This is a genomic window from Streptomyces sp. NPDC001902, assembly GCF_042891295.1.
Classification (GTDB): Bacteria; Actinomycetota; Actinomycetes; order Streptomycetales; family Streptomycetaceae; genus Actinacidiphila.
In genome coordinates this window covers 21,191-35,736 of sequence record NZ_JBIATA010000012.1, presented here as the reverse complement: position 1 = coordinate 35,736, position 14,546 = coordinate 21,191, and the positions used below count along the sequence as shown (strand labels likewise).

Here is a 14,546-nt window from a genome sequence, read left to right as displayed (position 1 = left end):
TCAGCCGCACGCGACGCGGTCGCCGCGCGCGGGCGGGAGCTCCACCGGCGGCGCCGCGGGCGGGTCCGGCTCACCGGCCCGCACCGGGGTCACGCCGTCGTAGTCCGCGCCCACGGTGATCCGCAGCGTCGACCCCAGCCCGGAGACCGCCCGCAGCTCGGCGTACGGCAGGGCCGTCCCCAGGGCCTTGGCGGAGCGGTCCCAGCCCGGGTCGTAGTGGATGACCGTGTACTCCGCGTCGTGCCGGACGGTGTTGCCGGGCGTACCGGTGGTGCGGAAGCCCAGGCGGCGCAGTTCCTTGTCCACGCGCGCCCCCAGTCCGTTGACCGTCGTCCCGTTGTTGACCTGGACGCGGATCGACTTGGGTGGCACGTCGACCTGTTCCGGCTCGGGCGCCGAGGGGCTGGGCGTGGCCAGGGGGCCGCCGTCCGGGCCGGTCAGCGGGCGGTCCTCGCGCAGCGCGTCGAAGATCCGCCCGGCGCCCTTCACGTCCCAGCGCAGGGTCGTGCCCACGCCCTGCACCCGGAACGGCGTGGCGTCCACCGGCACCGACGCGAACTCCACCGAGCTCGCCCCGAAGCCGCCCCGCAGCCCCGTGGCGAGCGCGATCAGGTCGTCCGGCTTGGTCTGCCGGTCCGCGCGCACCGAGCCCAGCGCGGCCCTGGCCACCTGGTCGAGCTTGACGGGGTTCTGCAGCAGCCCGATGTCGGTGACCCGGCGGACCAGGGCGGCCAGGAACCGTTGCTGGTTCTGCATCCGCGGGAGGTCGGGGCTCCCGGGGTAGTGACCGGAGCGCACGTACCGCAGCGCCGTGCCGCCGTCCGCGCGGACCGTGCCGGCGGGCAGGTCGAGGCCGGTCAGGGGGTCCCGCAGCGGCTGGGCGAAGCACAGGTCGACGCCGCCGATCTTGTCGACGGTCTTCATGAAGGAGCCGAAGTCGAACTCGGCGTAGTGGTCGACCTTGATCCCGGTCATCTTCTCGACCGTGCTGACGGCGAGCGAGGGGCCGCCCACCCCCCAGGCCCACTTCAGCTTGCCGGGGCGGGGCAGCTCCGCGTACGAGTCCCGCGGCAGGGCGACCACGCTGACCCGCCTGCCGTCCCGCGACAGGTGCGCCAGCATCATCGTGTCGGTGCAGTCGCAGGGCTCCCCGCCCAGGCGCAGCGCGGTGCGCTGCGCCGCGGTCAGCCCGCGGCGCACGTCGGTGCCGACCAGCAGGAAGTTGGTGCCCTTGGTGGGGTTGGGCCGGTTCTTCATCCCGGCGAAGGCGTCCACCCGCGCCAGGCGGTCGTCCATGTGCCCCAGGACGGCGTGCCCGATCCCGCTGGCGGTCAGGATGCCCAGCGAGACGGCGCCGAGGACGCGCATCCCGCGGCGCACGGGCGACCGCTTCCGGGCCCGGCGGGCGGCTGTGATGGGCTGCTGACGGCGACGAGCGACGGTCATGGAGTCACGCTAAGGAGTCATACCGTCGTACGGGATGAGCCCCGCCCGCCTGCACGTGTTCGTATCATCCGTTCGCGGTAACGTGTCCGGCTGTGAACGCTGCGACCCCCCACGTGCTGCCCGCCGTCTCCGTGATCATGCCGGTGCTCGACGAGGAGCGGCACCTGCGCAACTCCGTCCGCCACATCCTCGAACAGGACTACGCGGGCGAGCTCGAGGTCGTCATCGCCCTCGGCCCCTCCACCGACCGCACGGACGAGATCGCGGCGGAGCTGGTGCGGGAGGATCCCCGCGTCCACACGGTGCCCAATCCCACCGGCCGCACCCCCGCCGCCCTGAACGCCGCCATCAAGGCCTCCCGGCACCCCGTCGTGGTGCGGGTCGACGGCCACGGCATGCTCTCGCCCGACTACATCGACACCGCGGTGCGGCTGCTGGAGGAGACCGGCGCCGCCAACGTCGGGGGCATCATGCACGCCGAGGGCGAGAACGACTGGGAGCGCGCCGTCGCCGCCGCCATGACCTCGAAGATCGGCGTCGGCAACGCGGCCTTCCACACCGGCGGCGCCGCCGCCCCCGCCGACACCGTCTACCTCGGGGTCTTCCGCCGTGAGGTGCTGGAGCAGCAGGGCGGCTACAACGAGGAGTTCATCCGCGCCCAGGACTGGGAGCTGAACTACCGCATCCGCGAGGCCGGCGGCCTGATCTGGTTCTCGCCCGAGCTGCGCGTCTCGTACCGTCCGCGGCCCAGCGTGCGCGCGCTGGCCAAGCAGTACAAGGACTACGGACGCTGGCGCCGCGTGGTCACCCGTTACCACCAGGGCTCGGTCAACCTGCGCTACCTGGCCGCCCCGGCCGCCGTCGTGGCCATCGCGGCGGGTGTGGTGGTCGGCGCCGCGGTCACCCCGCTCGGCTTCGTCGTCCCCGGCGGCTACCTCGCGGCCATCGCGCTGGGCTCGCTCCCGGCCGGCAAGGGCCTGTCCGCCGGCGCGCGGCTGCAGATCCCGGTGGCGCTCGCCACGATGCACATGGCGTGGGGCTACGGCTTCCTGACCAGCCCGCGCTCGCTCGCCCGGCGGGTCATCGCCAGCCGCCGCCCGGCGGTCCGGGCGGCGGCCGACGCGTGATGCGGCGGGTGGACCCCTACCAGCTGTAGTAGGAGTTCACCTTCATGCACGCCGAGTCGTCGGAAGCGTTGAGCGCGCTCGCGCTGTCCAGCACTTCCTTGGTGTCGGAGCTGCTGGCCGCGGGGTAGGTCGACCCGGCGGTCCAGTCGGCGCCGATCACCAGCGTGATGCCCTCGGCGGACGAGGACTTCTTCACCGCGCCGGTGGGCAGCTTCAGCGCCTTCGCCACGGCCAGGGCGTCGGCCTGGTCGTCGTCGCTCGCGTAGGTGATCGTGCTGCCGGACTGCGACTGCGGCGTGGAGTCGGACTCGGCCTGGGTGAAGCCCAGGGTCTTCAGCTTCTCCGTGACCGTGCTCGCCCGGCCGGGGGTGGCGGGCACCGAGGTGCTGCCGGTGCCGTTCTGGACCGTCACCGCGATCTCGCCCTTGGGCGAGGCCTTCGCGGTGGCCGTGGCCGTGCCGGTCTTCTTTTTCTTCTTCGAGGCCTTGCCGTCCACGGCCTGGTCGTTGCGGAGCAGCGTGAAGAGCTTGGTCGCCGCGGAGGTCGGCACGACGTGCGCGGTCGGGTTCTGCGGGTCGGCGCCCCAGGGCATCGTCGTCATGGTGATGCGGTCGGTGGGAACGCCCTTGAGGTCGTTGCCCAGGTCGTAGAGCTTCTTGACCGTGCCGAGGCCGGTGTCGACGGTCAGCGCCTTGGTGGCGGCCTCCGCCAGGCCCGTCAGCTTGCCCGGGTCGTTGAGCTTCGCGCTGGACTTCAGCTGGCGCACCATCGCGTTCATGTACATGTGCTGGGCGTGGGTGCGGCCGATGTCGCTGCCGTCCTCGAAGCCGTGCCGGGTGCGGAGCCACTGGAGGGCCTGCTTGCCCTTGATGACGTGGTCGCCCTTGGTGAGCTTGAGCCCGGACTTGCGGTCCCAGACGTTCCCCTTGACGCAGACCGGGACGCCGCCGACCGCGTCGGCCATGGACACCACGCCGGCGAAGTCGATCATCATGAAGTGGTCGATGGATATGTCGGTGAGCTTCTCCCAGGTGGCCACGGTGCAGCCGGGGCCGCCGTGCTGGAGGCTCGTGTTGATCGTCTCCGACGTGGTCTCGGGGTAGACCCGCCCGTCGTCCGGGTCGGTGCACTTGGGGATGGTGACCCGGGTGTCGCGCGGAATGCTGACCACGGTCATGTTGCTGCGGTCCGCGGAGACGTGCAGCAGCATCTGGACGTCGGCGAGCGGCTTGCGGTCGGCGTCGGCCCTGGCGCCGCCGAGCTTCTGGTTCGCCTTGGACGCACGGCTGTCGGAGCCCAGCAGCAGGATGTTCAGCGGGGTCTGGCCGGCGGCGTTGGCCTTGCTCTTGGCGGCCTGGCTGTCGCCGAGGTTCAGCGCGTCCTTCTTGATGTTCGCGTTGAGGTGCTGGTAGTACGCGTAGGCGGCGCCGGCCGAGCCGAGTATCGCCACCGACGTGACGATCGCCACCCAGCGCAGGGCGCGCCTCTTGCCCTTCTTGCGGCGGCGGTTGCCGCGGCGGCCGCCGCCGTCGTGGCCGTCGTCGTCCGCCCCGTCGCCCTGCGTCGCGGTCAGGGTGCCGGTGGACGCCCCGTCGCCCCCGTCGTCCTCGTAGGCGCCGTGGTCGGCCCGGTGGCCGTCGTCGCCGTAGCCCCCGGTGTCGTAGCCCGTGGCGTCGTAGTCCGCCGGCTGGTAGGGCGCGTACGGCTCCTGGGGCGGGTACCCGCCGCGCTGCGGCTCCTGCGGGCGGTAGCCGCCGCGCTGGGGCTGCTGCGGGACCGTCGGGTGCGGGGTGGCCTGCTGCGGGACGTACGGCTGCCCGTGACCGTTCCCGTACGGAGAGTCGTCCCATCCGGGTTCGTGAGGATCGTAGGGGGCGTTCCGCCCTCCGGGGATGCTGCCGTGGCGCATGTGTGCCCTCCCATGACGCGCTGGTCACTACGGTCACCGGTTGCGCCGCAGCGCGCGGATCGTGGGTGATTCTCAGCTGTGCGACTGTCAAGGTCCTGTGGAACCGGAACAGCCCTGCTCGCGGATGGTTGGAGGTCACGATACATAAACCGCGACGGGGTCAAGGCATTCGCTTCTTATCGCCTGTGTAAAACGATCGTGCGCACTACCCCAAACCGGGATCCCAGCGATATGGCCTGTACACGTCCATGCAGGCCGAATCATTCGCTCCGTTCAGGGCCCCGGCGCTCGTGGGCAGCGATCCGTCGTCGTCGGCGGCACCCTGGAAGACCGTCCCGTCCCGCCAGTCCGCGCCCACGAGGAGTGTGACGGAGGCGACATGTGAGGATTCCTTCACAACACCGGCGGGGAGCTTGAACACCTTCGCCACGGCGAGCGCGTCCGAGCGGCCCTGCGCGCCCTCGGCGGCCGGGTACTCGATCACGGTGGCCGCCGACGGCTGCGGTGCGGTGGCCGCAGCCGCCTTCCCGAACCCGCCTTGGCCCAACGCCGTCGCCAGGGCGCGCGCCCTGCCGTTCACGGGAGTGCCCGTCGCGTCGCCCGCGGTGCCGTTGACGACCGAGACCGGGATGTCCGCGGCGGGCCGCGCCGCCGGCCCGGTGGGCTCCTTCTTCGCCTTCTTCTTCCCCTTGTCGTCGAAGGGGAGGTCGTGGACGAGCCGCGACCACACCTTGGGGGCGGCCACCGGGTCCGGCATGTAGTGCTGGTCGTTCTCGGTGTCCGTGACCGGCGGCATGGTCAGCATCGTGATCCGGTTCGACGGGACGCTCTTGAGTTGCATGCCGAGGTCGAAGAGCTTCTTCGGGGTGCCGATCTCCTCCGACACCTGCAGCGCGTTGGTGGCGGCCTCGGCGAGGCCCCGCAGCCGCCCGCCGTCGGTGAAGACGTTCTGCGAGCGCAGCTCCCGCACCATCGAGTTCATGTACATGTGCTGCGCCTTGGCGCGCCCGAGGTCGCTCTCGAAGGCGTGCCGGGTGCGCAGCCACTGCAGGGCCTTCTTGCCGGTGATCTTCTGCGAGCCCGCCCTGAGCTTCAGCCCGGAGCCGCCCGGCTGCTGCGGGGTCGGGTGGTCCCACACCGGCTGCTTCACGCAGACCTCGACGCCGCCGACCGCGTCGGCCATCTTCACCACACCCGCGAAGTCGATCATCATCCAGTGGTCGATGTAGACCTTGGTGAGGTTCTGCACGGTGGCGAGCGTGCAGCCGGGGCCGCCGCGCGCCAGGCTCTCGTTGATGATCGCGTGCGTGGTGGCGGCGAACTTCTTGCCCGTCTTGGGGTCGGTGCACTTCGGGATCGGCACCCGGGTGTCGCGCGGGATGCTCACCACGGACATGTTGCTGCGGTCGGCGGAGACGTGCAGCAGCATGATCACGTCCGCGCGGGGCGGTTCGTCCTTGGTGTACCTGGCGCCGCCGAGCTTGAGGTTCTCCGCGGAGTTACGGCCGTCGGCGCCCAGCAGCAGGATGTTCAGCGCGTTCGTCGGCGCCTTGGCCACGTCGCTGTCGCCGCTGTTCCGCTTCCCCTTGCGGAGGTTGTGGCTGAGGTGCTCGTAGTACGCGTAACCGGCCCCCGCCGTCCCGAGTATGAGCACCGCGAGGGTGACCGCGATCCACCGGACGACCCGGCGTCTGCGGCGCTGCGGCGGCCGTGCGCCCGGCTGTCCGCCGCCGCGCCCAGGGTCCGTGTGCGGGGCGCGCGCCGCGTCCGTGCCCCGCTGCGCGGCCCCGTCCCGCGGGTGGTCGTCGTAGAGGCTGTCGTCCCAGCCGAGATCGCGCACACGACTGTCCGTCATCGTCCGGTTCCCACCCCTGATACCCCTGTCGACCCTGGTGCCCGTGCCGGGCGGCTACTTTGCGCACACGCTCTTGTCGTCCGCCTCGACCTTCTGGATGCCCTCGGGTGCCTTCGTCGGCGGGGCGATCGGCGTGCCCGCCCGGGTGAAGTCCTTGCCGAGGGTGAGCGTCATGTTGGCGCGCGGGGCGGCGTCCTCGGTGCCCTGCTTGAGCGCCGAGGCCGGCAGCCCCATCATGTCGGCCAGCCGGCGCGCCTGGTCGGCCTGGTTGGGGGCGTACTCCAGCGTCGTCTTCTGCAGTTCGGTGGGCGCGTTGCCGCCGTTGGTGGAGCGGCTGACGCCCTCGTCGTTCTGCAGCCAGTTGACGGTGTCCTGGGCGGCGCCGAAGACCCCGCTGCCGTTCAGCACCTCGACCCGCACGTTGATCGCGTCGGCCTTGGGGCCCTTCAGCTTGGCCGCATCGGACGCCTTCTGCTTCTTCTTCACCTCGGTGAGCGAGACGTCGTTGCGCACCATGGTGAACAGCTGCGGCGCCTTGGTCTCGTCCAGCACCACGGTGGCGTGCACCTTCTCGGCCGGGTTGTCTATCACCGGCACGGTCGCGAAGGTGATGTTCTTGGTGTCGACCCGGCTCAGGTCCTTGGCGAGTTGGCTGAGCTTGGGCACGCTGCCGATGCCGGTGTCGACGGTGAGCGCCTTCGTCGCCGTGTTCGCCAGCTTGAGCAGCTTCGTCGGACTGGTCAGCGTGTCGCCCGACTTCATCGTGCGCATCATCGAGCTGAGGAACTGCTGCTGCAGCTGGATGCGGCTGAGGTCGCCGCCGAAGCCGACGCTGTGCCGGGTGCGGACGAAGGCCAGCGCCTGCTCGCCCGCGACGACGTGCCGGCCCTTGTCCAGCTTCAGGTGCGAGTCCGGATCGTCGATGTCCTTGGCCAGGCACACCTCGACGCCCCCGACCGCCGTCGACAGGTCCTTCACCGCATCGAAGTTGGCCATCATGAAGTGGTCCGGGGTGATGCCCGTCAACGCCTTGACGGTGCGCATCGTGCAGCCCGGGTCGCGGCCGTACTGGCCCAGGCTGGTGTTGAAGCGGACGTCGCTCTCACCCGGGATGATCTTCGTGGAGCCGTCGGACTGCTTCGTCGGGCAGTCCGGGATGTCGGTGATGATGTCCCGGGGGATGCTCAGCGCCGTCGCGTTGGAGCGGTCCTTGGAGACGTGGAAGAGGATCGTGGTGTCGGCGTGGCCGACGTTGGCAGCGTCGCCGTACTTGCCCTTCAGGCCCTGCCGGCTGTCGGTGCCGATGACCAGGATGTTGACCGGTCCGGTGGAGGTGGCGTTCTTGGAGCCGATGCCCGGGTCGATCGTGTGGATGTTGCCGTTGAGCTGCTGGTACAGCGCGTAGACGCCCACGCACGCCGCGATGACCACGACCCCGAGCGTTCCGGCGGTCCAGATCAGGGCCCGCTTCTTGGTGGACTTCCGGGACTTGGGTCGGCGCCGGCTGGTGCGCGCGGCCGCCCGGCCGCCGCCCTCGCCCCTGGTGCCGCCTGCCCGGTTGCCGCCCGCCGCCCTGCCGGTGCCCGCTGCGCGGCTGCCCTCGGTGGAGCGGCCGCCCGTCGTGGCGCGACCCTCGCCCTCGGCGCCGGAACGGCCCTGCCGCGCGCGGCTTCCGCCCTGCGGCTGGACGCGCGGTGTCCGCCGGCCCGTCCCCTGCGCGGGGACGCCGGGTTCCTGCTGCTGCGGGGGGTCCAGCCGCAACTGGTAGCTGCCCGTCTCGGGATCGAAAACCCACTGATCCGCCGGGTCGACGTGCTGCCTACGGCCTTGCGTGTCCACGGTCGATCGAGTCCTCCGTCTCGGCCGCTGCAACAGGCCGGATCGCTCACACTAACCCCACAGTTCAGCGTGTACGCCCGTCGCTGACAAATTCCGCTCTCCTACACCTGGACAAACTGTTCAATCCCCACTGGCGCCGCACACGTCGCGGTCGGCGGTGGTGCCGCGGTACGAGGGGGAGGCGCTCGCCGACCCCGACGGTGTGGGAGATGCGGGAGAGGCGGTGGAGGTTCCGCCGGCCGTCGGGCGGGCGGAGCCGGAGCCCGTGCCCTTGTCGCCCTCGACGGTCACCTGCCCGTCCTCGCGCAGGGTCGTGAACAGTTCGTCCGCGGCGGGTTGCACCAGTTCGTCACGGTTGGGGTCCGCCGTGTACGGACGCCGCGGCACGGTCAGGAAACGCACCTGGTCCGTCGGCGTCTTGCGCAGGCTCTGGGCCAGCTCGTACAGCTCGGCCAGCGAGTCGAGACCCTCGTCCGCGGTGAGCGAGGAGGTCGCGGCGTCCAGCAGCGGGTAGAGCTTGGCGGGGTTGAGCAACACGCCCGTGGAGTCGACCTTCTGCACCAGGGAGGCGAGGAACTGCTGCTGGCGGTCCATGCGCTGGGTGTCGCTGCCGTCGCCGATGCCCTTGCGGGCCCGGACGTAGCCGAGTGCCTGCTCGCCGTGCAGCTCCTGGCGGCCGGCCTCCAGGTCCAGGTGCGCGTCCTCGTCGTGCACGGCGTGCGGGACGCAGACCTCGACGCCGTCGACCGCGTCGACCATCTTCTTGAAGCCGTTGAAGTCCACCACGAGGTGGTGGTCGACGCGGATCCCGGTGAGCTTCTCCACCGTACGGATCGTGCAGGCGGCGCCGCCGAACTCGAACGCCCAGTTGAACTGGGCGAACTGGGGATTGGTCATGCTGCCGTCGGACCGCCGGCAGGAGGGGATGTGGACCATGAGGTCGCGCGGGAGGCTGACCGCCGTCGCGCTCTTCCGGTCCGCGGCCAGGTGCAGCAGTATCGCGGTGTCCGACCGCTGGGTGCCGGTGTCCTGGCCGTACTTGCCGTTCCCGTCGCCACGGTTGTCCGAACCCAGGAGCAGGATGTTCTCGGCGGTGGTCGCCTCGGGCAGCGCCTTGGGCCGCTCGGACTGGACCCGCATCAGCTCGTGGGCGGTGTCCGTGTCCGTGTGGATGTTCCCGTCGAGCTGCTTGTACAGGTACCAGGAGACCCCAGCCCCTGCCAGCAGCACCAGGGAGACGACGACGGCGAGGACGCGCAGCCAGGTGCGGCGGCGCTTCCTCGGCGCGGTGTCGGCGGGAGGGGTGTCGGCGGGAGGGGCGTCCTCGGCTTCCGGCGAATCGGCTGGCGTGGTCACGTCCGGGCCCGTCCTTACAGGTGCTGCTGATGATCAGGTCACCTATAGAGACCGTCCAAACCCGTCCTCGGTTGTGCGGAGTTGTTCAGTTCCGTCCGAGGGCTTCAGGAACGGTGGGCCGGTGCGAGGTCAGGCCGTGTGGGTCACCCGCTCGCTCTCCCGGCGTTTGTCCAGGTCGGCGGGGGGAAGCCGGTCCAGGTTGCGGCAGAGCACGACGGAGGCGTCCGCCGCCAGCGGTGCCAGCAGCCCGGCGGCCAGACCGTCCCAGTCGTCGTACGGCCGGCCCGAGAGCAGCCGCGCCCCGGCCGTCAGTCCCAGGGCCGCGGCGGACGCGCGGGCCCGTTCGACCACCTGCGCGCCGGTGAGCTCCTCCCCGCCCGGCAGCTCCAGCGCGGGCGCCGCAGCGTCCACCGGCGCGTACGGGACGAAGCGGTCGCCCTGGGAGGGGACCTCGACCGCGTAGTCGAGGAAGCCCTCCGGCGGCTGCGGGAAGCGGCCGCCCAGCGGGCGCAGCGCCAGCGCGACCCGCTCGCCGGAGCAGGCGCGGGCCTCCTCCAGGGCGTCCGGGCCGGAGACCACGAGGTCGGCCTCGCCCGGGTCACCGCCCGGCACCACGACCACGCCGGTGGAGAAGCAGGCGAGCACCCATACCGCGGTCTGCCAGTGCGCCGGCAGCAGCAGTGCCGCACGGTCACCCGGCTGGGCGCCCAGTTCGTCCTGGATGAGGTTGGCGGTCTTGGCCACCCAGTTGCCGAAGGTGGCCACCGACAGTTCGACGCGTTCGCCGGTGGCGTCGTCGTAGAAGGTGACCAGGGGCCGGGCGGGGTCCGCCGCGAGCGCGGAACGCAGCAGGTCGGCGGGTGTACGGGCAGTCGATGTCACGCGGCCCAGGCTACGTCAGGCGGGACCGTCCCGGGTGCCTCTGATGGACCGGCAGAACAGGACGGCCCGTCAGATCCCGGCTGCGCGTTCTGGGGCGTTATGTAACTGTTCTTCCCATGCGTGCACTTCTTGCGACGTCGATCTCCGCGGCGTGCATGGCTGCCCTCGCCCTGCCGCTCGCCTTCCCCTCCGGTGCCACCGCCACCATCCACGCGCCGGTGCGGGCGGCCGCCCCCGACACGCCCCCCGGCGACACCCACACCCTGCCGCTGGCCCCGCTCGCCACCTCCGGCCGTGCCATCGGCACCCCGCTCGCCCAGGGGCTGCCCGCCCGTGCCGTGCGACCGTTCTCCCTGATCGGCATCACCTGGGACGACGTCGGTACCGACCTGCGGGGCACCGTCCAGGTCCGGACCCGCGCCACCGGCACCGGCATCTGGTCCGGCTGGCGCACCGTCGAGGCGCACAACGACGACGCCCCCGACGCCGGCTCGCCCGAAGGCTCGGCATCACCGGTGCGCGGCGCGACCGCCCCGCTGTGGGTCGGCCGTTCCGACGGGGTCGAGGTGCGGGTCGTGCCCGAGGCCCCCACCGGCAGGCGCGGAGTGCGGCCCGGCCTGCCCAGGGGACTGCGACTGGAGATGGTCGACCCCGGGGACGAACCGGGTGACGGGTCCGGCGACGGCCCCGGCGACGACCTGGGCGGCAGCTACCTCGACCCCGACGCCGCGCTGGACCCCGGGCCCGCCGGTCCGGGGGTCGGCGGCCCGGACGGCGGCGGCCCGGACGGCGGTGGCACCACGGGCGGCCCCTACGACGGCGGCGATCCCTTCGACGGCGTCGGCCCCAGCGAGGCCGGCGACCCGCTCGAAGGCGTCGGGCCCAGCGAGGGGGGCGACCCGCTCGGCGGCCGCCACCCGCAGGACGGCACCACCACCGACACCACCACCGACACCGCCGCGGACCCGAGCGACACCTCGGGCACCCCGGTCGAGTCCCCCTTCGTCCCCGCGCTCACCCGGTCCCAGACCGAGGCCCTCACCGGGCATCGCTTCACCGGCGCGCGCCCCCGCATCGTCACCCGGTTCGGCTGGGGCGCCGACGAGCAACTGCGCAGCGAGGAGTCGGAGTTCACCGACGACGTCAGCGCGATCTTCGTCCACCACACCGCCACCGGCAACGACTACGAGTGCTCCGACTCCCCCTCGGTCATCCGCGGTATCTACCGCTACCACGTCAAGAGCAGCGGCTGGCGCGACATCGGCTACAACTTCCTCGTCGACAAGTGCGGAAACATCTACGAGGGCCGCAGCGGCGGCGTCTCCAAGGCCGTCTTCGGCGCGCACACCCTCGGGTTCAACGAGCACACCATGGGCATCGCCGTGCTCGGCGACTACTCCGAGGAGCAGCCCACCCGTGAGGCCCTGTCGGCCGTCGCCCGGCTCGCCGCGTGGAAACTCGGAATTTACGGCCGTGATCCGGAGGGCATGACATACCTGGTGTCCGGAGGGAGCAACAAGTACCCGAAGGGTACGCGGGTCCGCATGAACGTCATCTCGGGCCACCGGGACGGATTCGCCACGCAATGCCCGGGAACGGAGTTGTACGACGATCTCGGCATCATCCGCCGCACCGCGGCGGGGCTCCAGGGCCGCTGATCGCACCCTGCATAGGATTGGCCGCTCATGCGTTCGGCCCGCCAGGAAGCGGAGACAAACACAGGTGACTGAAGCGATCCTCTTGGTCGGCGGCAAGGGCACCAGACTGCGCCCCCTGACGGTGCACACGCCCAAGCCCATGGTCCCCGCGGCCGGCGTCCCGTTCCTCACCCACCAACTGGCCCGGGCGCGCGCGGCGGGTGTCGAGCACATCGTCCTGGCGACCTCCTACCTCGCCGAGGTCTTCGAGCCGCACTTCGGCGACGGGTCCGCCCTCGGGCTGCGCCTGGAGTACGTCACCGAGGACGAGCCGCTCGGCACCGGCGGGGCCATCCGCAACGTCGCCGACCGCCTGGACTGCGCCCCCGGCGACCCGGTCCTCGTCTTCAACGGGGACATCCTCACCGGCCTCGACATCGCCGGCCTGGTCGCCACCCACCGCGACTCAGGCGCCGACGTCTCCCTCCACCTGACCCGGGTCGAGGACCCGCGCGCCTTCGGGCTCGTGCCGACCGACACTACCGGCCGCGTCACCGCGTTCCTGGAGAAGCCGGAGACGCCCGAGGAGATCGTCACCGACCAGATCAACGCCGGTGCCTACGTCTTCCAGCGCTCCGTCATCGACTCCATCCCCACCGGCCGCGCGGTCTCCGTCGAGCGCGAGACCTTCCCCGGCCTGCTGGCCGACGGTGCCCACCTGCAGGGCATGGTCGACTCCACCTACTGGCTCGACCTCGGCACCCCGCACGCCTTCGTCCGCGGCTCCGCCGACCTCGTCCTCGGCCACGCACCGTCCCCGGCTGTCCCCGGCCGCTGCGGGGAACGCCTCGTCCTGGAGGGCGCCCGGGTCGCCGACGACGCCAAGCTCACCGGCGGCACCGCCGTGTCCGCGGGCGCCGTCATCGGCTCCGGGGCGGTCGTCGAGGGCAGCCTGGTCCTGGCGGGCGCCGTCGTCCACCCCGGAGCGACCGTCGTCGACTCCCTCATCGGCGCGGGGGCGGTCATCGGCGAGCGCACCGTCGTCCACGGCTCCGTCATCGGCGACTCCGCGCACATCGGTGCCGACAACGAACTGCGGCACGGGGTGCGCATCTGGTGCGGCGCGGTCATCCCGGACGGCGCGGTCCGCTTCTCGTCCGACCAGTAGGCGACCGGCCGCAGGCCGGTGACCGCCCAGGACCCCGGCTGGCGGGCGCACCCCGCTCACCGGCCGGAAACCCGGAAGCCGCAGGGCCCACGCCGTACCCTCGGAGGGTGCACCCCGAGCAGAGCCGACTCCTCCGCGCCGCGACCGGCCGCGTCCCCGGCCCCCGCGCCCCCGGCCGCACCCGCCGCTGGACCCCCCGCGGCCCCCTGGACCTCGGCCTCACGCTCGGCCCTCTGCGCCGCGGCCCCGGCGACCCCGCGTTCCGCGTCGGCGCCGACCGCGCGGTCTACCGGGCCTCGCGCACCCCCGAGGGCCCCGGCACCCTGCGCATCGCCCGCCCCTCCGGCGGCGAGGTCGAGGCCGAGGCCTGGGGCCCCGGCGCCGACTGGCTCCTGGACCGCCTCCCCGGCCTGCTCGGCGACGCCGACGACCCCGCCGCCTTCACCGCCCGCCACCGCGTCGTCCACGAGGCCCACCGGCGCAACCCCGGGCTGCGGCTGACCCGTACGGGCCTGGTGCTGGAGTCCCTCATCCCCGCGATCCTCGAGCAGAAGGTCACCTCCGACGAGGCCTACCGCTCCTGGCGGGTCCTGCTGTGGCGCTTCGGCGAGCCCGCCCCCGGCCCCGGCGAGGAACTGCGCATGCGCGTGATGCCCGACGCCCGCGGCTGGGCCATGATCCCCTCCTGGGAGTGGCACCGCGCCAACGTCGACGGCAAGCGCTCCGCCGCCGCGGTCCGGGCCGCCCGCGCCGCCGCCCGCATGGAGCAGGCCACCACCCTCGCCCCCGCCGACGCCCTCGCCCGCCTCCAGGCCGTTCCCGGTATCGGCCCCTGGACCGCGGCCGAGACCCTGCAGCGCAGCAACGGCGACCCCGACGCGATCACGGTCGGCGACCTCCACCTGCCGCACACCGTCGGCTACGCCCTCACCGGCGCCCACCGCTGCGACGACGCGACCATGCTCGAACTCCTGGAGCCCTACGCCGGCCAGCGCCACCGCGCCGCCCGCATCATCCTCCTCACCGGCCGCCGTCCCCCACGCCGCGCCCCGCGCATGGCCCCGGGGAACATCGTGGCCCTCTGACCGGGGTGGAAACGGGTCAGAGGGCCGGCGCCGTACTCCCCGCAGGGACGCCCTCCTCGTTCATCTCGGACAGGAAAGTCCGTCTCGTCTTCCGCGACGCACGGTGAGACGGACGATCGCCCTCGCAGGGGCCGCGATGCTGCTGGGGTCCCTCATGGGGTGCGGTACGCGACAGGCCGGCGACCCGGGGGCCGGTACGAGCGCGCCCCGGCCGGCCGACGCGAACAGTGTCGCCGCCGACG

Annotated in this window: 9 protein-coding genes and 1 pseudogene; 4 read left to right on the top strand and 6 right to left on the bottom strand. The window is 72.3% G+C overall.

Annotation, left to right across the window (positions count from 1 at the left end; translation table 11 throughout):
- Entirely contained in the window at positions 1-1,446 is a 1,446-nt protein-coding gene (locus ACFYYN_RS20490) for an LCP family protein (RefSeq protein WP_500546973.1), read from the bottom strand.
- A 74-nt stretch (positions 1,447-1,520) separates the two neighbouring features.
- Between ACFYYN_RS20490 and ACFYYN_RS20485 the strand changes: the two are divergent.
- A pseudogene (locus ACFYYN_RS20485) lies at positions 1,521-2,573 on the top strand (glycosyltransferase family 2 protein); the annotation flags it as partial.
- Positions 2,574-2,589: 16 nt separating this feature from the next.
- Here the strand turns inward: ACFYYN_RS20485 and ACFYYN_RS20480 are convergent.
- The 5 genes from ACFYYN_RS20480 to ACFYYN_RS20460 form a co-directional block, all read right to left on the bottom strand.
- On the bottom strand, positions 2,590-4,482 hold the full coding sequence (locus tag ACFYYN_RS20480; protein WP_500546972.1) for an LCP family glycopolymer transferase: 1,893 nt from the start codon (positions 4,480-4,482) through the stop codon (positions 2,590-2,592).
- Between the two features lie 205 nt (positions 4,483-4,687).
- A complete protein-coding gene (locus ACFYYN_RS20475; protein ID WP_500546971.1) occupies positions 4,688-6,337 on the bottom strand; it encodes an LCP family protein in 1,650 nt (549 codons plus the stop codon).
- A gap of 54 nt (positions 6,338-6,391) precedes the next feature.
- A complete protein-coding gene (locus tag ACFYYN_RS20470; protein ID WP_500546970.1) occupies positions 6,392-8,176 on the bottom strand; it encodes an LCP family protein in 1,785 nt (594 codons plus the stop codon).
- A gap of 120 nt (positions 8,177-8,296) precedes the next feature.
- Positions 8,297-9,532 carry an LCP family protein gene (locus ACFYYN_RS20465; RefSeq protein WP_500546969.1) on the bottom strand — a complete coding sequence of 412 codons (1,236 nt, stop codon included), beginning with the start codon at positions 9,530-9,532 and terminating at the stop codon, positions 8,297-8,299.
- A 129-nt stretch (positions 9,533-9,661) separates the two neighbouring features.
- Positions 9,662-10,414, bottom strand: a complete 753-nt coding sequence (locus ACFYYN_RS20460; RefSeq protein ID WP_500546968.1) for a TIGR03089 family protein — start codon at positions 10,412-10,414, stop codon at positions 9,662-9,664.
- Positions 10,415-10,530: 116 nt separating this feature from the next.
- Here ACFYYN_RS20460 and ACFYYN_RS20455 point away from each other — a divergent pair, with 116 nt between their 5' ends.
- From ACFYYN_RS20455 to ACFYYN_RS20445, 3 genes are all read left to right on the top strand, one after another.
- A complete protein-coding gene (locus ACFYYN_RS20455; protein WP_500546967.1) occupies positions 10,531-12,072 on the top strand; it encodes a peptidoglycan recognition protein family protein in 1,542 nt (513 codons plus the stop codon).
- 64 nt (positions 12,073-12,136) lie between these two features.
- On the top strand, positions 12,137-13,219 hold the full coding sequence (manB, locus tag ACFYYN_RS20450; RefSeq protein WP_500328622.1) for a mannose-1-phosphate guanylyltransferase: 1,083 nt from the start codon (positions 12,137-12,139) through the stop codon (positions 13,217-13,219).
- 107 nt (positions 13,220-13,326) lie between these two features.
- Positions 13,327-14,304 carry a DNA-3-methyladenine glycosylase family protein gene (locus tag ACFYYN_RS20445; protein WP_500546966.1) on the top strand — a complete coding sequence of 326 codons (978 nt, stop codon included), beginning with the start codon at positions 13,327-13,329 and terminating at the stop codon, positions 14,302-14,304.
- Positions 14,305-14,546: the final 242 nt, after the last annotated feature.

Bases quoted from the DNA above. Each gene is read 5' to 3' on its own strand.
- ACFYYN_RS20490 (WP_500546973.1), bottom strand. From the start codon at position 1,446: ATGACCGTCGCTCGTCGCCGTCAGCAGCCCATCACAGCCGCCCGCCGG.
- ACFYYN_RS20480 (WP_500546972.1), bottom strand. From the start codon at position 4,482: ATGCGCCACGGCAGCATCCCCGGAGGGCGGAACGCCCCCTACGATCCT.
- ACFYYN_RS20475 (WP_500546971.1), bottom strand. From the start codon at position 6,337: ATGACGGACAGTCGTGTGCGCGATCTCGGCTGGGACGACAGCCTCTAC.
- ACFYYN_RS20455 (WP_500546967.1), top strand. From the start codon at position 10,531: ATGCGTGCACTTCTTGCGACGTCGATCTCCGCGGCGTGCATGGCTGCC.